General features: G+C 47.8%; 17 protein-coding genes. 16 read left to right on the forward strand and 1 reads right to left on the reverse strand.

Annotated elements, in window-relative coordinates:
• The first annotated feature begins 15 nt into the window (after positions 1-15).
• The 4 genes from C5O22_RS01615 to C5O22_RS01630 all read left to right on the forward strand — a co-directional run bounded on the left by C5O22_RS01615 (position 16) and on the right by C5O22_RS01630 (position 4290).
• On the forward strand, positions 16-1326 hold the full coding sequence (locus tag C5O22_RS01615) for an ABC transporter substrate-binding protein (RefSeq protein ID WP_132779448.1): 1311 nt from the start codon (positions 16-18) through the stop codon (positions 1324-1326).
• Positions 1327-1489: 163 nt separating this feature from the next.
• Entirely contained in the window at positions 1490-2395 is a 906-nt protein-coding gene (locus tag C5O22_RS01620) for a carbohydrate ABC transporter permease (RefSeq protein ID WP_132779449.1), read from the forward strand.
• Between the two features lie 3 nt (positions 2396-2398).
• Positions 2399-3241, forward strand: a complete 843-nt coding sequence (locus C5O22_RS01625) for a carbohydrate ABC transporter permease (protein ID WP_132779450.1) — start codon at positions 2399-2401, stop codon at positions 3239-3241.
• 14 nt (positions 3242-3255) lie between these two features.
• Positions 3256-4290, forward strand: a complete 1035-nt coding sequence (locus C5O22_RS01630) for a glycoside hydrolase family 88/105 protein (RefSeq protein ID WP_132779451.1) — start codon at positions 3256-3258, stop codon at positions 4288-4290.
• 307 nt (positions 4291-4597) lie between these two features.
• On the opposite strand, the gene C5O22_RS01635 is transcribed toward C5O22_RS01630, so the two are convergent.
• Positions 4598-5368 (reverse strand): NADase-type glycan-binding domain-containing protein, encoded by a 771-nt coding sequence (locus C5O22_RS01635; protein WP_132779452.1) that lies wholly within the window; start codon positions 5366-5368, stop codon positions 4598-4600.
• A gap of 297 nt (positions 5369-5665) precedes the next feature.
• Between C5O22_RS01635 and C5O22_RS01640 the strand changes: the two genes are divergently transcribed.
• The 12 genes from C5O22_RS01640 to C5O22_RS01695 all read left to right on the forward strand — a co-directional run bounded on the left by C5O22_RS01640 (position 5666) and on the right by C5O22_RS01695 (position 20830).
• Positions 5666-7576 (forward strand): cache domain-containing sensor histidine kinase, encoded by a 1911-nt coding sequence (locus tag C5O22_RS01640; RefSeq protein WP_165910360.1) that lies wholly within the window; start codon positions 5666-5668, stop codon positions 7574-7576.
• A 1-nt stretch (position 7577) separates the two neighbouring features.
• Complete coding sequence (locus C5O22_RS01645) at positions 7578-8882, forward strand: response regulator (RefSeq protein WP_132779454.1); 1305 nt, start codon at positions 7578-7580, stop codon at positions 8880-8882.
• Positions 8879-10768: a substrate-binding domain-containing protein gene (locus tag C5O22_RS01650; protein WP_207895323.1), complete on the forward strand. Its 1890-nt coding sequence runs from the start codon at positions 8879-8881 to the stop codon at positions 10766-10768. Before C5O22_RS01645 ends, C5O22_RS01650 begins: the two co-directional genes overlap by 4 nt.
• Positions 10769-10864: 96 nt before the next feature.
• On the forward strand, positions 10865-11824 hold the full coding sequence (locus C5O22_RS01655; protein ID WP_132779455.1) for an ABC transporter substrate-binding protein: 960 nt from the start codon (positions 10865-10867) through the stop codon (positions 11822-11824).
• A gap of 94 nt (positions 11825-11918) precedes the next feature.
• Positions 11919-13508, forward strand: a complete 1590-nt coding sequence (locus C5O22_RS01660) for a sugar ABC transporter ATP-binding protein (protein ID WP_132779456.1) — start codon at positions 11919-11921, stop codon at positions 13506-13508.
• On the forward strand, positions 13489-14550 hold the full coding sequence (locus C5O22_RS01665) for an ABC transporter permease (protein ID WP_132779457.1): 1062 nt from the start codon (positions 13489-13491) through the stop codon (positions 14548-14550). Before C5O22_RS01660 ends, C5O22_RS01665 begins: the two co-directional genes overlap by 20 nt.
• Before the next feature lie 124 nt (positions 14551-14674).
• Positions 14675-15682, forward strand: a complete 1008-nt coding sequence (gene yjfF / locus C5O22_RS01670; RefSeq protein ID WP_132779458.1) for a galactofuranose ABC transporter, permease protein YjfF — start codon at positions 14675-14677, stop codon at positions 15680-15682.
• A 284-nt stretch (positions 15683-15966) separates the two neighbouring features.
• The gene (locus C5O22_RS01675; protein ID WP_132779459.1) at positions 15967-17265 is read left to right on the forward strand and encodes an ABC transporter substrate-binding protein; all 1299 of its coding nucleotides are present in this window, start codon (positions 15967-15969) and stop codon (positions 17263-17265) included.
• A gap of 184 nt (positions 17266-17449) precedes the next feature.
• Positions 17450-18346 (forward strand): carbohydrate ABC transporter permease, encoded by an 897-nt coding sequence (locus tag C5O22_RS01680; RefSeq protein ID WP_132779460.1) that lies wholly within the window; start codon positions 17450-17452, stop codon positions 18344-18346.
• Positions 18343-19158, forward strand: coding sequence for a carbohydrate ABC transporter permease (locus C5O22_RS01685; RefSeq protein WP_132779461.1), 816 nt, complete (start codon positions 18343-18345; stop codon positions 19156-19158). Before C5O22_RS01680 ends, C5O22_RS01685 begins: the two co-directional genes overlap by 4 nt.
• Positions 19159-19283: 125 nt before the next feature.
• A complete protein-coding gene (locus C5O22_RS01690) occupies positions 19284-20321 on the forward strand; it encodes a LacI family DNA-binding transcriptional regulator (RefSeq protein ID WP_132779462.1) in 1038 nt (345 codons plus the stop codon).
• 134 nt (positions 20322-20455) lie between these two features.
• Positions 20456-20830 carry an ArsR/SmtB family transcription factor gene (locus C5O22_RS01695; protein WP_132779463.1) on the forward strand — a complete coding sequence of 125 codons (375 nt, stop codon included), beginning with the start codon at positions 20456-20458 and terminating at the stop codon, positions 20828-20830.
• The last annotated feature ends 21 nt before the right edge of the window (positions 20831-20851 follow it).

Genomic DNA, 20851 nt, shown 5'->3' on the forward strand with positions numbered 1-20851 from the left:
GAAAGGGAGGTATCGATGAAACACCTAAAGAGTATAGTAAAAATTTTCGTGGTTCTGCTGGTGTGTGTGGGTATGCCCCTCGGGGCAGAAGGGAAACAGGAAGCGACCCCGCAGAAAAAAGTAACCCTTCGGCTTGCCTGGTGGGGGAACCCTACCCGGGATGAGCGAACGTTAAAAGTGGTAGAAATGTATATGGCCCAGAATCCCCATGTGGTCATTCAAACTGAAACTACCGGCTGGGCGGGATACTGGGATAAACTCGCAAGCCAGGCCGCGGCAAATGATTTACCGGACATCATCCAGATGGACTATGCTTATATTACCCAATACGCTCAGAAGAATCTTCTTGCGGATCTCACCCCGGCGGTAAATGCGGGACTTATCAACCTGAAAGGGGTGGATGACAACTTCATTGTGGGTGGAAAGGTCCAAGGAAAAATCTATGGGATTAGCCTGGGAACGAATGCATGGTGTATTCTGTATGATCCGGCGATTCTTAAGAAAGCGGGTATTGATACCATAAAGCCTACCTGGACATTGGAAGATTATGAAAAAATCGCAAACCAGGTATATAAAGCTACTGGGGTAAAGACGCCTCCCTTCTCTACGACGGATCCTAAACAGGCCTTTGATAATATGCTTCGGCAAACGGGAGATTCCTTCTTTGACCGAGCTACCGGCGCTTCCCTTGGTTTTACCAAACCGGATCTTCTTATTCAATTTTATGAGATTCAGCTCAGACTTCTTAAGAGTGGCGCCCTGGTTTCTCCTGATGAAGCCTTTATTACCGTGACTCCTCAGGAAAGTGGCTTCGCAAAAGGAACCCAATGGTTTGTGGATTTGTGGAGTAACCAGGTGATTGCCACAGCAAGCGCTGCCAATCGACCGGTTGAGATTGCCCTTGCGCCGCGGATTGCCAATTCTAAACGGCCGGGAACCTATTTTAAACCTTCTATGTTCTTCTCAGTCTCAAATAATTCCAAAAATAAAGAAGAGGCTGCAAAATTCATCAATTTCTTTGTGACTAATATTGAAGCGAATAAGGTATTACTTGCTGAACGGGGTATTCCTATTATACCAGCCGTTCGAGAGGAACTTAAGAAAGTGGTAGATCCCTTGAATAAACAGGTGTTTGAATATATCGAACTGGTGGGGAAAGGTAATAACAGTCCTCTAGATCCCGCAGATCCTCCCGGGGCAGGAGAGGTCCTTAAGATCTTCCGTTCTGTGGATCAAGAAGTACTGTATGGGATTCTTGATCCCAAGGCAGGGGCCGAAAAATTCATGAAACAGGCAAATGAAATTCTTGCAAAAAACAAAAAATAACAAAAAGTGTTTTCTATGAGTATCTGGTTTTGAGCACGGAACCAGTAGTTTTTAGAATAGATACATCAGAATAAATACAGAAAAGGCTCCGAATGCGGTTCGGAGCCTTTTGTTGAAGAAGTCAGGCTCTTAGTCCTGGTCATAGTATTGCAAAGGATGGAATATGGCTTTTCGTTCGGGAATAACTACTCGGGATACACTGGCTGGCTATGCCTTTATTAGTCCCTGGCTCATAGGTTTTTTTGTGTTTACCCTGTATCCCATTGTGGCCTCGTTATATTTTTCGTTTACTGATTATGATCTTTTATCTCCTCCTGTTTTTGCAGGATTTTCTAATTTTAGAAGGCTCGTACAGGATGACCTGTTCTGGAAATCCCTCCAAGTGACTTTTCATTATGCCTTTGTATCGGTGCCTTTGCGGATCATTTTTGCGCTGGCTATTGCCATGGTATTCACCAGGAAAACCGTGTTGGTAGGATTGTACCGGGCAGTCTACTATATCCCTTCAATTATCGGTGGCAGTGTGGCGGTGGCGGTGATGTGGCGTCGGATTTTTATGAAGGATGGAATTATCAACCTTATTTTGAATAGCATTGGTATCCGTTCCGATATTTCCTGGATTGGTAACCCAAAGACAGCTATCTGGACGTTAATACTCCTTGCGGTATGGCAATTTGGATCTTCCATGTTGATTTTTCTTGCGGGGCTTAAACAGATTCCCACAAGTTACTATGAAGCAGCCCATATCGATGGGGCCAATGGATTCCAGCGCTTTTTTCATATTACGTTACCCCAGCTTACGCCACTTATTTTTTTCAATTTGATTATGCAACTGATTAATGGTTTTACCGTTTTTACTCAGGCCTATATCGTAACGGGACCCGCGGGAGATCCCATGAATAGTACGCTTGTGTATGCTTTGCAATTATATAAAAAAGGCTTCGAATACTATCAGATGGGCTATGCTTCGGCGATGGCATGGGTTCTGTTGCTTATTATAGCATTTTTTACAGCCCTTTTATTTAAATCATCCTATTTCTGGGTATACTACGAATCCCGGGAGGACTAATTTATGCGCAGTAGATATCAGAACATCAAGAATGTGCTTTACCACACCTTTGTTATCCTCTTTGGCTATGTGATGGTGTATCCCGTCCTCTGGATGATTGCAAGTTCCCTTAAACCAAATACTGAAGTTTTTTCAGATTACTCGCTTATTCCTTCCTCGATAGATGTTTCTAGTTATTTCCGGGGCTGGAAAGGAGTAGGGGGTGTTACTTTTACTACCTTTTTCCGAAATTCCTTTTTTTACTCTATTCTTGCTACTATTGGGGTGGTCCTTTCCTCGGCCTTTGTGGCGTATGGTTTTGCCCGTATTCGATTCTGGGGAAAGAAATTCTGGTTTTCCTGTATGCTCCTGACGATGATGCTTCCTTATCAAATTGTTATGATACCCCAGTATATTCTTTTCTTTAAGCTTCGCTGGGTAAACACCTTCGCTCCTCTGATTGTCCCTACTTTTTTTGGGCAGGCCTTCTTTATCTTTTTGATGGTTCAATTTATCCGGGGACTGCCGGTAGAATTAGACGAGTCGGCAAAAATAGATGGCTGTGGTAGATTACGGGTTTTTCTTCATATTATTTTTCCTCTTTTAACGCCAGCTATTATTACGAGTGTGATTTTTCAATTTTATTGGAAATGGGATGATTTTTTAGGGCCCCTTCTATATCTGAACCGGCCGGATCATTACACGGTTTCATTGGCCCTCCGCATGTTTTCGGATCCTACCACTACTACCGATTGGTCTGCCCTTTTTGCAATGGGGAGTCTTTCTCTTGTTCCTATTTTTGTGATTTTTGTGTTTTTCCAGCGATACCTTGTAGAAGGAATCAGTACATCGGGTCTTAAGGCCTAAAAAAGGATGTCTTTATGAAAGAAAACAACATTACCAAAGAATTGATATTTGAATATATTGATCGAATAGTCGATCGTACCTTCGCCATTGATTTTACCTGGGATTGGCCTGCAGGGGTGGCTTTTCACGGGGTATGTAAGGCCTGGGAAGCAACTGGCAAGGAGTCTTATTTAGAGCGGCTTGAACAGTGGGTTGCAACGTATCGAAGGGTAGGGCTTCCTCCTTTTACGGTGAATGCCTGCGCCATGGGGCATACTCTGCTTACCCTGTACGAAGGGACAGGGAAGCAGGAATATCTAGACCTGGCGGTAGAAAAAGCAACCTATCTTCACGAACGGGCTGTCCGGTTTGGGGATAAGGTTTTCCAGCATACGGTTTCTACAAAAAACGATTTTCCCGAGCAGGCCTGGGTAGACACTCTGTTTATGGCTGCCTATTTCCTTTTACGGATGGGTAGAAAACTGGATAACAAAGCCTGGGTGGAGGATGCCCTTCACCAATACTACTGGCATGAAGAATTGCTGCAGGACGAACGGACAAATCTATTTTATCATGGCTGGGACAACATTCATAAAAACCATATGTCAAGTGTTTTTTGGGCCCGGGGTAATGCCTGGGCTGCGTTAACCATGGCGGAGGCCCTGAAACTTATCGATTATACCTATCCGATGTTCATGCAAATCGATGGGGCCCTGCGAGATCAACTCAGTGCCTTGGTACGGCTCCAATCAGAAAGCGGATTGTGGCATACGGTCCTCACCGATCCAACTTCCTATGAGGAAGTCTCCGCTTCTAGTGGTATCGGGGCTGCCCTTATTCGGTACGGTCATCCTCTCCACCGGGCATATGTGGATCGAGCTCTCCATGGTGTTCTTGCTCACATCGATGAGGATGGTTCGGTACGAGATGTCTCGGCGGGTACTGCAGTCATGGCCGATGCAGAAGCCTACAAGCAGGTCCCTAAAAAACGGGTCCAGGGCTGGGGACAAGGGCTTGCCCTTGTGTTTTTGTCGTATTATGGAATTCACTGTATGCAACCAGAGGAATGATTCTTAGATGTACCAAAGGAGGATAGGCCGTTCGGTTATCCTTGCGTCGGTATCTTCTGTTATTTAAGGGGGTCGGGTCTGGAAGCCGGCCCCTCACCGAGTTAGATGAGGGCCGCTGGCCCTTGGGCTTTTGCAGCCCTCCTCGCTGGCGGATACTTACACCCTTTAGGGATTGGGGGTCTTCTTAAGGACGCGGCTCTCCCTCAGCCTTTTAATGAAGGAAGGCCCCGTCCTGGTATCTGGGCCTTTGGGACTCTTTTCGGTTCCCTCCGTCCTCTAAAGAGTGGCCGCTCCTTCAAAAAATATCTCAGGGCATAGTCCCAATTTCAGTGATGCAACAATCTTCCCACTTAGAACCGGGGTAGACGCTTACAATCTGGATGGCCACAAGCCAATAGGGTTTCCAGTGTTTGGGATCCAATCCCTCTGTTTTGGTCTTAGGAACAGAGGCCGGTATGGGCGGTACGGGAAGGGGTTGCCATCCCATGGTATCCTTAAGTTCTACCTCGTGGACTGCGTAGACTTTTATGTTTTTTAAATACCCCGGGTCTCCAATAACATTCTCTTCCGCTGCCATCAGCCATACCTTTACCTGTCGGGGCCGGGCATTTTTCTGGTACAGGTCTTTGTTTTTCTGAAATCCTATCCTGATACCCAGTTTCTTAAGGTCATCCCCAACCGCAGCGATTACTACTTCCCCTATGCCAGGGCCCTCTACCCCCTCTACCCAACAGGTATCCGCAAGATTATCCTTCAATCTTCGTGGGCCGTACATACTTGCCCATCTAACGAAGGATATCTGATATTCATATAGGACCTCTGGTTCTAGTTCCTGGCCTGCGGGGGCTTTGGGTTTTTCCGGCGGTTTACCCTCTGGTTTTAGGAAGGATGATGCCCACTGGTCCTCGGGTTTTCCCAATTCATCCTCCAGCATGGGAATAACATACCCCAGGCTGATGTTTCTCAGGTCGGGGTTCCCATAGGTGACGGGGGGATAGAGGGGATTCATCTGTCCCCATACGCCGCACAGGGCGGCCCCCCAGACTAGTCCCAGCGTAAAAAGCACTTTTTTATACATTGCTCTCTACCTCCTTTTTATGTTGTAGGGGACGTATAGCAAGGAACCCACTTAGTTTTCAAAGCTGTAACACGTTGGGGGTGATTTCACAATAGAGGGCCCCTTTTGGGATAGAATATAAAACACTATCAGTGAAATTTCAAAACAAAAATCACTAATATTTCATTTTACATTTGGCTATATCGAGTGGTGCGAACCGGGGAAAAGGGGATAGCATCGATCCTATCGACGCTTTTATGCACAGATTTGTGGATTTGTGCAAAGCGAGGGGAAGAAGAACCATGGTATACTATGGGTATGCTCAGGATGGAGAGTTCCATTCGGAATCGTCTTTTGTTTTTTTTCTTTGCCCTCCTCCTCTTACCGGTCCTTACCCTGGGACTCATCGGCCCCACCGTGTATTCCCGGACCATGGAAGAGCAGATTGTGGCCCACACCCTCAGGATGATTGCCCAGGTAGATAAAAACCTGGAGTACCTTATTGTGTACATCGAAAAGCTATCCCGGCTTCTCGAAACCCTGCCGGAGATTCAAGCCTTTTTTATGGGAACGCCGGAAGGGATGTCTGGTGAAAGCCCCGGGGTGACGCCGGAAGGGATGTCTGGTGAAAGCCCCGGGGTGACGCCGGAAGGGAGTGCTGGGTCTGAAAAGTCCGGCGGGACATCCTCATATAGGGGCCCCTCTTTTCTCGGGGGGGCTACGAGGGCTGAAGAGCGGGCACTGCTCTATATGGAAGACTTCCGTAAGACCCATCGGGAAATCGCCGGTATCATGCTGATTGCGGCGGATGATCGGATCCTTACTTCCCATTATGCTCGGATAAATCGGGACCCCCTGACCCTGGAAAACTGGTATTTAAAAGGGGCGAATTCAACGAGGGGAATCGCCATTATCCCCCGTCCTATTGGGCGAAACATTCGCAGCCTCTTTGGATTCGGGGCCGACGACGTGGTTTCCCTGGTACGGCCGGTATGGGACCCCCGGAGTCCCCGGCATCTTCTGGGCGTTATTTTGATTGATATTCAGCTTGAGTATATTCAGGAACTCCTGGCCGATTCGTCCCTGGGGCGTGATGGGTATCTGTATATTTCTGATCAGAATGGGGAACTGGTGTTTGCCCCCCTTACTACCTCCGTCTATCGAATTGCACCCCGGAAGTTAGAGGGTGATTCGGGACGCCTCTTCCGCCGTTTTGGACAAGAAGAGTTTCAGATCCTCTTTAAGCGATCCTCCTACACCGGCTGGGTCACGGCGGGGGTTTTTTCCATGCAGAGTGCCCTTCGGGAAGTATCCCTGATTAAATGGTTTGTGGTGGTGGTGGGAAGCATCACGATTTTTTTGGCCATCATCCTTTCCCTCTTTTTCTCCGCCTCTATCGCCCGGCCTATCGAACAGTTGCGGAGCCTGATGAAACAGGTGGAAACGGGGGACTTTTCCATCCGCTTTACCGGGGCGCAACACGATGAAATTGGGCAACTGGGGCATTCATTCAATAAAATGATAGAAGAGATCCACCACCTTATTCAGCAGGTGTACGAAGAACAGCGGTTGAAGCGGGAAATAGAACTGCGGGTGTTGCAGGAACAGATAAAGCCCCATTTTTTGTATAATACCCTGGATACGATCCAATGGATGGCCCAGGAAAAGGGCGCCACCGATATCGTGCATATGGTGTCAGCCCTGACTCGCCTGTTCCGGGTGGGGTTGTCCCGGGGAGACGAAATGGTCCGTCTTTCCGAAGAAATCCGTCATGTGGAAAGTTACCTGTATATTCAAAAAATCCGGTATGAAGACAAATTTGACTATTCTATAGAAATCCAGGAAGGGCTTGATAATTATCGGGTGCTCAAGGTGATTCTTCAGCCCCTGGTGGAAAATGCAATTTACCACGGGATAAAAGAACGGCGGGGCAGGGGCCATATTTCAATCTCGGTTCGCCTTGAAGGGGCAGATCTCCTTTTTATTGTGGAAGATGATGGTATCGGTATCCCTGAAGAACGGCTCCGTCAATTGGAAGAAGAACTGGAAGGAACTCCCCGAACCGCCCATGAGGGGGCGGTCGGTGCCTTCTCCCCCATGGGCTTTGGGGCCCGCAACGTGCACGAGCGGATTCGTCTTGCCTATGGGGAACCCTACGGCCTTCGTTTCTCGAGCATGTACGGAAAAGGAACGGTAGTAACGGTCCGCCATCCGGCGGTGGAGGGATGATATGTGGAAAGTGCTTATCGCCGATGATGAACCAAAAATCCGGCGGGGGCTCCGGTCCCTTTTAGAAAAACTGGATAGCAGCCTTGAAGTAGTGGCAGAAGCGGAAGATGGGGAGGCCGCCTATGAACTTGCCCTGACAACGAATCCGGACATCCTTTTTATCGATATTCGTATGCCCTTTATGGACGGACTCGAGCTTATCCAGCGGCTCAGCGAATACTCGAACCAATGGATTATCATCATTGTGACGGGCCATGATGAGTTTGACTATGCTCGACGAGCCATCTCCCTCCAGGTCTTTGAGTACCTCCTTAAGCCGGTTGACCCGGAGGTGTTAAAAAAGACCCTCGACCTGGCAAAGCAGGAGCTTTCCCTGCGACGGGAAACGAATCGATATATTAGCTGGGCCCGTAATCAACTGGAGCAAAACAGGGACTCCCTTCGGGAAGCCTTTTTGCGGGATCTTGTTGAAGGAAAGCTTTCCCGTACCGACGTAGGGGAGGGCTGCCGTTTCCTGGGCATTCAATTCCCTCAGCATCCGGTGATCCTGCTGGTGCAGGTGGAGGAGCGCATCATGAGTGTGGGTACCATCCAGATTGGATATCGCCGGTTGATGATGTATGCGGTCAAAGCCGTCGTGGAAGAGTTTTTGGGCAGGGGAGCCCTGGTATTTATTGATGGGCAGGAAAATGTGGTGGCCATTACCGAAGGCCCAGAGGAATCCCTTACGGCCCGCCTCCCGTCCTTAGAAGCGGCCATTTACGAAGCAACCCATCAACGGCCGCTCCTGGTGCTGGTTTCCGGAAGCCCTCTGGAACGGAGCTTTCATAGTAACGGAAATGGTGCTTCTTCGGCCACCCTTCACGGAGAAGATACCTATCCCTATTCTCAGCTTCAAGAACTGTATGAAGAAGTCCAGGAAGAATTAGAAAAAAAACTTTCGACCCAGCCCCTGGTATTACTGGCTCAAAATTATATCGAAAGAAATTATCCTTACCCCGAGCTTTCCCTGGAAGAAACGGCCCAGGAACTGGAGGTAAGCCCGGGCTACCTTTCCCGGCTTTTAAAGCGAGCCACGGGCTATTCCTTTGTGGAATATCTCTGTCGGGTTCGAATTAAGCATGCCCTCCAGCTTATGGAAAATCCGGCCCTCAAAATATATGAAATAGCCGAACAGGTAGGTTACCGAAGTCAGCATTACTTTAGTCGGGCCTTTAAACAGGTGTTGGGTATTTCTCCTATTGAGTACAAGAACCGCGGTGGTTCTTCCCGTTCTGTGACTACAAAGGAGGAGCCTGAGGTATGAAAGTTCCCTCCTTTCAGCGACTCGTTCTTATTAGTATGGGGCTGCTCTGTTCTCTTGCCCTCTTTGTGGCCATAAGTCCCCTCCAGCTTACTCGTCAAAGTCCGCAAGAGGTTTCAATGTTGATAGGCCTTTCCCAGGCAAATCTTTCAGAACCCTGGCGCATCACCATGACGGAAGAAATCCGTCAGCAGGCAAAGCAGTACCCCGATATGCGGGTTATCATTACCGATGCGGTGGATTCCAGCGATCGGCAGATTGAAGATGTGCGTCGTCTCATGGACTATGGGATTGACCTCCTTATTATTTCCCCCACGGATTCCCAGAAGCTTACTCCCATAGTAACCGAAGTGTACCACAAAATTCCCGTGATTGTGCTCGATCGGGCGGTGGAAGGCTATGATTACACCCTGTACATCGGCCCGGATAATCAGCTTATCGGAAGAGAAACGGGCCGCTATGTTTCGGAACTTCTGGGCAGTCGGGGCGGGACCCTCTGGGAGGTGCAGGGAAGGGCGGGCTCTCCCCCCGCCATTGATAGGAGTGCTGGCCTGCGGGAAGAGATTGCCCGTCATCCCGCTATTCGGGTGCTTCAAACGGTAACCGCCGATTGGCTACGGGATCAGGCAGAAGATGCCCTCTCTACCCTGGTTCGCCGGGAACCTCTGCCAGATGTGATCGTTGCCCAGAACGATGCCATGGCCTATGGGGCCATCCTGGCCTTCCAGAAAGCGGGGCTCCCTTTGCCCCGGATCATTGGGGTCGATGGCCTTGAAGGGTCCAACGGCGGGCTTGATCTTGTGCGACGGGGGCTTCTGGCGGCCACCTTTATTTGTCCTACGGGCGGTAAAGAGGCGGTGGACTACGCCCGGGATATCCTTGCCAAAAAGTCGGGCATCCCTAAAAAGATTTACCTCCGCACCCAGCAGGTAACCGCTCAAAACATTAGCTGGGCCATGGATCCCTATCGATCGGTGAGGAGGCCCCGTCCCCGGGAAGAACCTATTACCCTGGGTTTTGCCCAGGTGGGAAGCGAAAGCCGCTGGCGGCTTGCCAACACCCGTTCTATAAAAGAAGCCGCCCAGGTGGCGGGTATTCGACTCATTTTTGAGGATGGTAAGCAAAAACAGGAAAACCAAATTGCGGCGATTCGTTCCTTTATTCAGAAAAAAGTGGACATTATCGCCTTTTCTCCTATCGTAGAATCGGGCTGGGAGGAGGTCCTTTCGGAGGCTAAAGCCGCGGGGATTCCCGTGATTCTTACTGACCGGGAGGTGGATTTAAAGGATGATACCCTCTGGGCCACCTTTATCGGTTCCGATTTTCTGGAAGAGGGACGGCGGGCCGCCCGCTGGCTCTTACAGTATATGGAAAAACATCCTACCCCGGATGGAAACGTTCATATTGTGGAACTTCAGGGTACCGTCGGGTCTGCCCCGGCCATCGACCGAAAACGGGGTTTTGAGCAAACTATCGCTCCCTACCGGAATTTTAAAATTATCCGTTCTGAGATAGCAAACTTTTATTTTGATCAAGGAAAGGCGGTGATGCGGGAAATCCTTAAAACCGAAACTCAGCGAATTGACGCCCTGTTCGCGCATAACGATGATATGGCCCTGGGGGCTATCGAGGCCCTGGAAGAAGCGGGCCTGCGGCCAGGAAAGGATGTAATCATCGTCTCGGTGGATGCGGTAAAAGAGGCGTTCCAGGCGATGCTAAAGGGAAAACTCAATTGCACGGTCGAGTGTTCCCCCCTCCTAGGACCTCAGCTCATGAAAATCGTACGGGATTATTTTGATGGGAAGGAACTGCCGACCCGTATCATTACTTCGGAAGAAGTTTTCCCCGCAGAAACATCTCGGGCGGTAATTGCTCGAAGACGCTATTAACGGTGCGGTATCGTACACAAAATAGCCGATTTGTCTAAATACAAAGCAAAAAAGGGGGAGTACCATACCCATAACCTATATCCAAAGGAGGTTGGTATGGTACGAACTACCAAAATTGTGGCAGGGGCGCTGGTGCTCCTCATGGGGATTTCCTTGTCTGTGTTTGGACAGGCAAAGAAAAAGATAGTCCTGGGCTTCTCACAGATTGGGGCCGAAAGCGAATGGCGCACCGCCAATACGGAGTCCATTAAGGCCGCTGCTGCCGCAGCGGGAATCGAACTGAAGTTCGCCGATGCCCAGCAAAAGCAGGAGAACCAGATTAAGGCGATTCGTTCCTTTATCGCTCAAAAGGTCGATGTGATTGCCTTCTCCCCGGTGGTAGAAACGGGATGGGAAACGGTTCTCCAGGAGGCTAAGCGGGCAAAGATCCCCGTTATCCTTACAGACCGGGCGGTGGATGTAAAGGATGATAGCCTGTATACCTGCTTCATCGGATCCGACTTTGTGGAAGAGGGGCGACGGGCGGCGGTCTGGTTGTTGGGGTATCTCCATACGGACAAGCCGGTGAACATCGTCGAACTCCAGGGCACCGTGGGATCCGCTCCGGCCATCGATCGTAAAAAAGGTTTCGAAGAAATCCTGAAACCCTTCCCCAACTATAAGATTATCCGGTCCCAGACCGGCGACTTTACCCGGGCGAAAGGTAAGGAAGTTATGGAAGCCTTCCTGAAGGCGGAAGGAAAGAACATCAACGTGCTTTTTGCCCATAATGATGATATGGCCATTGGGGCTATTCAGGCTATTGAGGAATACGGGCTTAAGCCGGGAAAGGATATCGTTATTGTATCTATCGATGCGGTAAAGGGTGCCTTTGAGGCGATGATTGCGGGCAAGCTCAATTGTACGGTGGAATGCTCGCCCCTCTTGGGGCCCCAGCTTATGGAATTAGTCCAGGCTGTGGCGGCGGGTAAATCGGTTCCCAAGCGGATCGTAACTAACGAAGGGGTCTTCCCCGCCGAGTTTGCCGCTCAAGTGTTCCCCAGCCGTAAGTATTAAGGGGTAACTTCTTAAAAGAGGGTGTTCTGCCAAAGGGGAGGACACCCTCTCTTTTATACCAGGGGCTCCCGAGGAGCCTGGGGAGGAATATGGCATGGTGGTCCAACAAGAAAGTAAAGGAAAAGTAAGCCCCCCTATTCTTGAAATGAAAGATATTTCTAAGTACTTCCCCGGCGTACGGGCCTTAAGCCGGGTGAATTTTTCGCTGCGGCCGGGAGAAATCCATGCTCTTATGGGGCAGAATGGGGCCGGCAAATCAACATTGATTAAGATAATGACCGGCGTCTACCATCCCGATGGGGGAAGCATCTGGCTTGATGGTGCGAAAATAACGGTAGAATCACCGGAACATGCCGAAAGCCTTGGCATTGCCACGGTGTATCAGGAGGTAAACCTTTGTCCTAACCTGTCGGTGGCCGAAAATGTGCTTCTTGGACGGGAACCCCGCAAGGGACCCAATATCGATTGGAAAAAAATGTATGCCACGGCCCGGCAGATTTTGCAAGAAAAATTGGAGCTTACCCTGGATCCCACCGCTCCGCTCGGGAGTTATTCCCTGGCAATTCAACAGATGGTGGCCATCGCTCGAGCCTTGTGTATTCAATCTCGAATTCTTATTCTCGACGAACCCACCTCCAGTCTCGATGATACGGAGGTAGCCCGATTGTTTGTTATCTTACGGAAACTAAAACAAGAAGGGCTGGCCATTCTTTTTGTTACCCATTTTTTGGACCAGGTGTATGAAATTTCTGATGTGATTACGGTGCTCCGCAATGGGGAATACATTGGTACCCTTCCCACGAAGGACCTTCCAAAAATAGAGCTTATTAGCATGATGGTTGGCAAGGATCCCCTGGATCTGGCGGCTACCATGGCCCGAGGCGGGAAAAAAGAGGAAAGTTCGGCGGCTGCTTCCCCTGGTCCTCTCCCAGAACAGGAGTTTGTCCGGGCCGAGAATTTGGGGAAAGAAGGGTATCTCAAGCCAATCAACCTGGCCATTCAAAAAGGGGAAGTTCTGGGCCTGGCGGGTTTATTAGGTTCTGGCAGAACCGAAACGGCCAAGCTCCTTTTTGGGGCAGAACGGGCTGGGGAAGGGACAATTTTTTATCAGGATGAACCGGTGACGATACAGCATCCCCTCGATGCCATGATGATCGGTATGGGCTTTTGTCCCGAGGATCGCAAAACCGAAGGACTCGTGGCGGATCTTTCTATTCGGGAGAATATCATCCTGGCCCTGCAGGCAAAACGGGGGGTGTTTCGCTATCTTCCCCGGAAAACCCAGGAAGTATTGGCGGAAGAGCTAATCAAAGAACTGGGGATTAAAACCCCCGATGCGGAACGACCGGTACGAAGCCTTTCGGGGGGAAACCAGCAAAAGGTCCTCCTGGCCCGCTGGCTTGCTACGGATCCCCAGATTCTTATCCTCGATGAACCAACCCGGGGAATCGATGTGGCGGCCAAGAGCGAAATTCTCCAGCGGATCCTGGATTTAAAGAAACGGGGTATTTCGATCGTATTTATTTCTTCCGAGTTAGAGGAAGTGGTGGCCGTCAGTGATCGGGTAGCGGTATTCAGGGACAAAAAGAAGATTGGAGAAATCCGCGGAGCCCAGATCCAGGAACACACTATTATGCGGCTTATTGCCCAGGGAGAAACGGAACATGCCACAGAAACATCGTAGATTAACCGAAGCTGCTTTGTTTTGGCCCCTCTGTGTATTGGTACTCCTTATCGTGGTGAATATTTTTTTAACCCGGGGCTTTTTGACTATTGAATGGAAGGATGGTCGCTTTTCAGGGATCATCGTGGATATTCTGAATCGATCCACCTACATTGGCATTATTTCTGTGGGACTCACCTTAGTCATTGCCACCGGTGGTATTGATATCTCCGTTGGTTCGGTGGTAGCCATTTCAGGGGCTATTGCGGCCTACCTTATTGGGGGAGAGCTCATCCTCCAGGGTTCAGAACAGGTACTGGTAACCCGTACTCCCATGGGGGTAGCCATTGTGATGGCCCTCCTGATTTCGACGGTAATCGGTTTGTGGAACGGATTTCTTGTGTCCCGCTTACGGATTCAACCTATTGTGGCGACCCTGGTCCTTATGGTTGCTGGCCGGGGGATTGCTCAATTAATCACCAATGGCCAGATTATCACCATCTATTATAAACCCTATTATTTTATTGGGAATGGCACCCTCCTGGGTATACCCTTCTCTCTGTATATCCTTGCCTTTGTGCTGGGAGTGGTGGTTCTTGTGACCAGAAAAACAGCCCTGGGGCTCTTTATCGAGGCAATTGGTTCCAACCGTACGGCCAGTCGCTATTCGGGAATTCGGGAAGAACGAATTCTGTTGTGGTCCTATGCCTTCTGTTCCTTCTGTGCGGGGGTTTCGGGTTTGCTGGTGAGTTCTAATGTAAAGAGCGCCGATGGGAACAACGCGGGAGATCTCTTTGACCTGGATGCTATTTTAGCGGTGGTGATTGGTGGTACCTCCCTCAATGGGGGAAAATTTAACCTTGCCGGTTCAGTCCTGGGGGCGATTATTATCCAGACCCTTACCACCACTATCTATTCGATTGGCGTGCCGCCTCAGGTAAATCTTGTCATAAAATCGGTGGTGGTGTTTCTTGTTTCTATGATTCAATCAGAAAATTTCCGTTCTTTGTTCCGGGGAGGATCCCGCCGGTTGGTACAACTTACGACAAGGAGCGGCATATGAAAAGAAATCATATAAGTTCTGGACAGCCTTTATGGCGCGGGAGTCAGAAAAAGTTTCAAGAGAAAATCGATGAAAAATGGCCGGCTCCCCGGTGGATAGCCGCTTTTTTGAGGGGGGTGCACCCATGAAACATAAGAATCTTCCCCTCCTTATTACGCTTGGTCTTTTTATCGTGATGTATGGGGCCGGGTCTCTGGCATACTCCAACTTTTTTTCCCTTCAGGTGTTTATCAATCTTTTTATTGATAATGCCTTTCTCGGTATCGCTGCGGTGGGGATGACCTTTGTGATTATTTCGGGGGGTATCGATTTGTCGGTGGGGTCCGTGGTGGCCCTAACCACCATGCTTTCGGCGGACCTATTACAGAAAGGTTTTTCTCCTACCCTGGTTATTCCTCTGGTATTGCTTGCTTCCAGTGCAATCGGTGCCTTTCAGGGAATCATGATCCAGTATTTTAAGATTCAGCCCTTCATTGCTACCCTGGCGGGGATGTTCTTTGCCCGTGGGGCCTGCTACTTAATCAGTATTGATACCATCAATATAGAAAATGAATGGTACCGAACCGTAAGTATGGCCGCTCTGGAACTGCCGACGGGGGATTTTATTTCGGTAAATGTGTTCATTTTTGTGTTCTGGGCTCTGCTGGGATGGTGGCTTCTCCGATATACCCGGTTTGGTAGAACCGTCTACGCGATTGGTGGCTCTGAGCAGTCGGCCCTGCTCATGGGGCTTCCGGTGCCTCGAACAAAGGTGCTGATATATACGTTTAACGGCCTCTGTTCGGGCCTCGCGGGAGTGGTTTTTACCTTCTACATGCTTTCGGGGTATGCCCTCCATTGTAAGGATCTCCATCTTGATGCCATTGCTGCCGTTGTTATGGGAGGAACCTTGCTTACCGGTGGGGTAGGGTCTATCGAAGGTTCTATCGTGGGGGTCCTTATTCTGGGGACTATCCAGACCATCATCAATTTCCAGGGAACCTTAAGTTCCTGGTGGACCCGTATCGTAGTGGGAATTCTTATTTTCGTGTTTATTTTCTTACAAAGCCTGTTGAACCGGCGTACCCCGGAAAAACTGAAAGCAAGAAGTGCCACAAAGAATTCTGTGAATCCTTCTCTCCGTAAAACTTAATTAAAAAAGAACCCTCAAAAGGGCCCCGGAAGGGGCCTTTTTTATTTGTGGGGATTCCTCCCGGTCCCCTCAGAAAGGGGAGCTATTAGGGGAACTCCAGCCTGGGATTATTAGCGAGCCTTTCTTGAGGGCTTAATTCATCACCTCGTCATACGAGAAAGCTTAGGGCCTGCGGGGAAGGGGAAAAATTAATTTTTAGTTTGACAGCTTTATCTTCCAATGGTACAATTTTTAGTAGTTACGCGCGTAACCACAATAAAAATCCTACCAAGAGGAGGTTAGGTATGAAACGAAGTATTCTTTGGGGTATAGCTGTACTTGCATGGATGACTCTTATTAACTGTGGAGGGGCAAAACCTGCCCAAGTAAAAGGTAAGATTACGGTTTGGTGTTGGGATCCTAATTTTAATGGTTATTCTATGCAGAAAGCCGCAGAAGTGTACAAAAAAATTAATCCCGATGTAACTGTAGAAATTGTGGATATCCCAGAAAACATCGAAGGAAAGATAGAAGCGGGACTTCAGGCTGGTGGGGCAGGATTGCCGGACATTGCCTTGTTCCAAGATTTTGTTATTGAGCGTTTTATCCAAAACTATCCCGGTGCTTTTGTAGACCTCAAAGCAGAGGGGGTAGATTACAGTAAATTTGCCCAGTACAAATTGGGACCCATGACCGAAGGTGATAAAATTTACGGAATTCCCTTTGATACGGGAAGTACCGGCTTTTTTGTGCGGGCTGATATGTTGCAAGCTGCAGGACTCAATCCTGATGATTACCAGAAAAACATGACCTGGTCTGAGATAATTGAGTTAGGAGAAAAGGTTAAAGCAAAAATAGGCAAGCCCTTTATTGCCTATGATACCACGGTGTTTGATTTTCTCAGGATTATGGTCCAATCGACAGGTACTCAGTTCTTTAATGAGGATGGTTCGGTAAATTTTACTTCCCCCGCTATGCTTAAATCAATCGAATATCTCAAAACTATGCACCAAAAAGGGCTTCTTTATATGACCGAGGGATGGAACAATTGGATTGCAGCTTTTAATGGGGGAGAGGCAGCGGGCATGCTTACGGCAATCTGGATTATTGGTACTTTAAAATCCCAGCCCCAGAATGCAGGAAAATGGATGGTAATTCCAACTCCCCTTGTGGAAGGAGTTCCGGGTGCTCAAAATGCATCGAACAATGGGGGATCTAGCTGGTATGTGTTTACAAAGGCGCCTAATAAGGTCGCGGCTATTGATTTTTTGAAAAAAGCCTGGGCAACGGAATCTCCAGAGGTGCTTGAGTTTTACAATACCATACTTAAAGGGGCAGGAGCTATGGGAACTTTCTTACCATCCCGTAATGGTTCCAATTATACTGCCCCCGACGAATTCTTCTATAAAAATCAAGCGGTTTACAAAGATTTTGCTACCTGGATGGAAAACGTACCTTCCCTTCGCTATACCCCTAACTATGTAGCTATGCGGGGAGCTGTGAATAACGCCCTGAACAAAATGTTTAATGGCCAGTTAAAAACCCCTGAAGAAGTTGCGAAAGCCGCGCTTGAAGAATACAAACAGGTAACAGGGAATCAGTAAAAAGAGAACAATTGGGGGCCTGCAACCCATAGGAGGGGTGCAGGCCCTAATAAACTGTGATGATGGAGCCATATGAACGACTTTGCTTGTACCTGTGTGATATGAAACTGAAAAAATAGCAAAAGATCTAAAAAGATGGGAAGAAGTATCTTAAAAATATTAGGAAAGAAAGAAGGAGGTTCCGGTGGAAGTAAAATTAAAAGGACGATTTCATCGATATCTTAATAGAATTGGCTGGGCTTATGTAACCCCTGCCCTTGTGTTTTATGGGCTTTTCATGGTGTATCCGGTCTTTTATTCTCTTGTAATGGTTACCCAAAAATGGAGGGGCTTTAACCGTCAGTTTGTTGGTTTGGGGAATTTTGTCCGGATGGCCCAGGATAGTATTTTCTGGAAAGCCTTGAGCCATAACTTTATTTTTATGGCTATCCAGATCCCTTTGATGATTTTTCTTGCCCTTATTCTTGCTACCTGGCTTAACACGGAAATCCGCCGGTTTCGGGGAGTCTTTCGTACAATTTTTTTCCTGCCCTGTGTTACCTCCCTCGTAGCCTATTCGGTCCTTTTTAGAATATTGCTGCAAACAAATGGCCTTTTTAATAATCTCTTAAAAGATTTACATCTTATTTCTGAGCCCATTGGATGGCTTACCAATGGATTTTGGGCAAAGGTTACCATTATGATAGCTCTTACCTGGCGATGGACCGGATACAATATGGTGTTTTTTCTGGTGGGTATGCAGAATATTGATAATGAGATTTATGAAGCCGCAGAAGTTGATGGGGCAAGCCGGATTCGACAGTTTTTTAGTATTACCCTACCTCTTTTAACGCCGGTGATTCTTTTTTCAGCTGTGACATCAACAAATGGGACCATGCAACTTTTTGATGAGCCTAATATTCTTACCTGGGGTGGGGGACCTTCTAATGAAACAATGACGGTAGCCTTATATATTTATAACCAGGCCTTTGTATTAAACTCAGACCTTGGTTATGCGGCAACCCTTTCCTATGTAATGGTAATTATTGCAGCTCTTCTAGCATTTGTGCAATTAAGACTGTTGGGGGATAAAGAAAAATGAGGCGAACCCATACTATTTCGTATTTTATTATTCGTTTTATTCTTTTAATTGGGGCGTTTGTAAGTATTTTCCCTTTTATATGGATGATAATTGGAACTACTCAAAACCCTAACGATGTGGTTCGAGGTGTGCTAAAACCGGGGGCAGAATTCCTTTCGAATTGGAATAAAGTAAATAGTAGTTATTCGGTTTTTACATTTTTTATGAATTCCTTTGTGATTGCTTTTACCACCGTAGCGGGAGGTCTTGTTATAAATGGTTTAGCAGCCTTTGGTTTTGAAAAATATCGTTCCAGAAAACGGGAAGCTTTTTTTAATATTCTCCTGGTATCGATGATCTTACCCCAGATGGCCATTGTTATTCCACTTTTTAGACAGATGGCTTTTTTCAATCTATTAAATACTCGGATTGCTATTATTCTTCCTTCATTAGTTTCGGTTTTTATTATCTTTTTCCTTCGCCAGAATTTTAAGATGTTTCCTACTGAAATTATGGAAGCTGCCCGTGTTGATGGTGCCGGTGAATTGAGTATTTTTCTTCGGATTGTAGTTCCTTCGATGAAAGCAACTTTTGCCTCTGCCAGTATCTACTTGTTTTTAGGTCAATGGAATTCTTACCTGTGGCCCCTAATGACTATTCTTTCGGATGCAAAGAAAACCCTTCCTATCGCTATGTCTTCCATGATGCGAGCTTATACTATTGAATATGGAGGGCTCATGATCCTTGTATGTATTTCTACTCTACCCATTTTAGTGTTGTTCTTAACGATGCAACGTCAATTTGTGGCTGGGCTCTTAGGTTCTATTAAATGAACAGGGAACAAAGAAAATAGACTTTCAAGAGGGGGATGAGAATATTCAAAATCTCTCTTTTGACAAAAAATAGGTGGTCTCCTGGTATAGCAGGCAGGGTAAAAACATGGTAAAGTTTGTTTAAGATGGTAACCCGAGAAGATGTGGCCCGACGGGCAGGGGTTTCTACTGCAACCGTATCGAACGTATTGCGGGGAAGAAAATTTGTAAGTGCAGAGCTTTCCCGTCGGGTGTATGCTGCAATAGAGGAATTAGGCTACATACCCAATCGAGCTGCTCGGAGTCTCGCTTCTCGTCGGACTGACCATGTGGGTATCCTTGTGCCAAGTTTACAAAACCCCTATTATGGGGCCGTTGCAGAAGGGATGGAAACGGTTGCCCGGGAACATGGGTATATTGTCTCTCTTGTGATGGCAGAAGGTCCTTCAGATCAGTATATAACCCGGATTATTGAACGCCAAATGGATGGAGTTTTTCTCTCTGATTATAGTTTTGGTTTTACTCCTGGGCAGCTTCATCATATGTACGAGAGAGGTGTTCGTTTTGTTGTTGGAGGTGATTCGGCCCGTTCGGCGGCAACCAGGGAAACTCTCCATGGCGCCCGGATTACCGTGGATTACCATGGGGCAATGCAGCATTTATTTGATATGCTGTATCGCTATGGACATCGGAGAGTTGCCTTTCTGAGTGGTAACGATCCTGCCATTCATGAGGCCCGGGCCGAAGAATTTGAATATTGGCGTGCCTATTACCGGATGGATCAGGATCCTACCCTGTTTATCCCTGGGAATCCTCCTTATCGCACCCTGGTAGAGGATGGTTATCGGGATATGAAACAATTTCTGTCCCGCCATATTCCGTTTACAGCACTTATTGCTCTCAATGATCTTATGGCAATCGGGGCGCTACGGGCTATTCGGGAAGAAGGGTTGCGGGTACCAGAAGAGGTATCGGTGATAGGATGTGATAATATCTATCTGTCAGAAACAACGGTTCCTTCTCTAACAACTATTCACATCCCTAAATATGAAATTGGTATTAAAGCTATGGAAATTCTGATGAATATGATAGAAGAAAATGAATATGAAGATGCGGTTTTGCAGGCACACCTCGTCATACGAGAAAGCTTAGGGCCTGCGGGGAAGGGGAATAACGGCTCTTAAAAGATTCTCTCGAGATTGTTTTTCTTTATGGTTTCTCTAACAGCGAAGAGAGAGGCCATTGACGAAAGATGGTTCCTTATAGTAATATTTTTATGAACATATGAACATTTGTTCATATGTTCAGGAGTTGATAGATGCAGGACGAAACAGACTATTCCTGTTCCTGTTCAGAGGTAGATTCCACAACCCTTGAGAAAATTCGGTCTTCCCTGTGGACGGTTCCCAAACTTTTGGGCCTTTCTGAGATTTTTAAGGTCCTCTCGGATCCGGGGCGGCTACGGATTCTCAATGCCCTGATGGTGCATCAGCAATTGTGTGTGTGTGACCTTGCGGCCCTGCTGGAGGTAAGTCAGTCTGCCATAAGTCACCAACTGGCCATTTTGCGACGAGCCCGGTTGGTTCGTCCCTACCGGGAAGGAAAGGTGGTGTATTACCAGCTTGATGATCAGCATGTGAATGCCCTCATCTCGGTGGCGCTGGAACATATCTCTGAGCAGGGGATTGTGTAGTTACTACAGCGAAGGAGTGTA

Origin of the sequence: Treponema sp. J25 (genome assembly GCF_004343725.1) — a bacterium.
Lineage (GTDB): Bacteria > Spirochaetota > Spirochaetia > Treponematales > Breznakiellaceae > J25.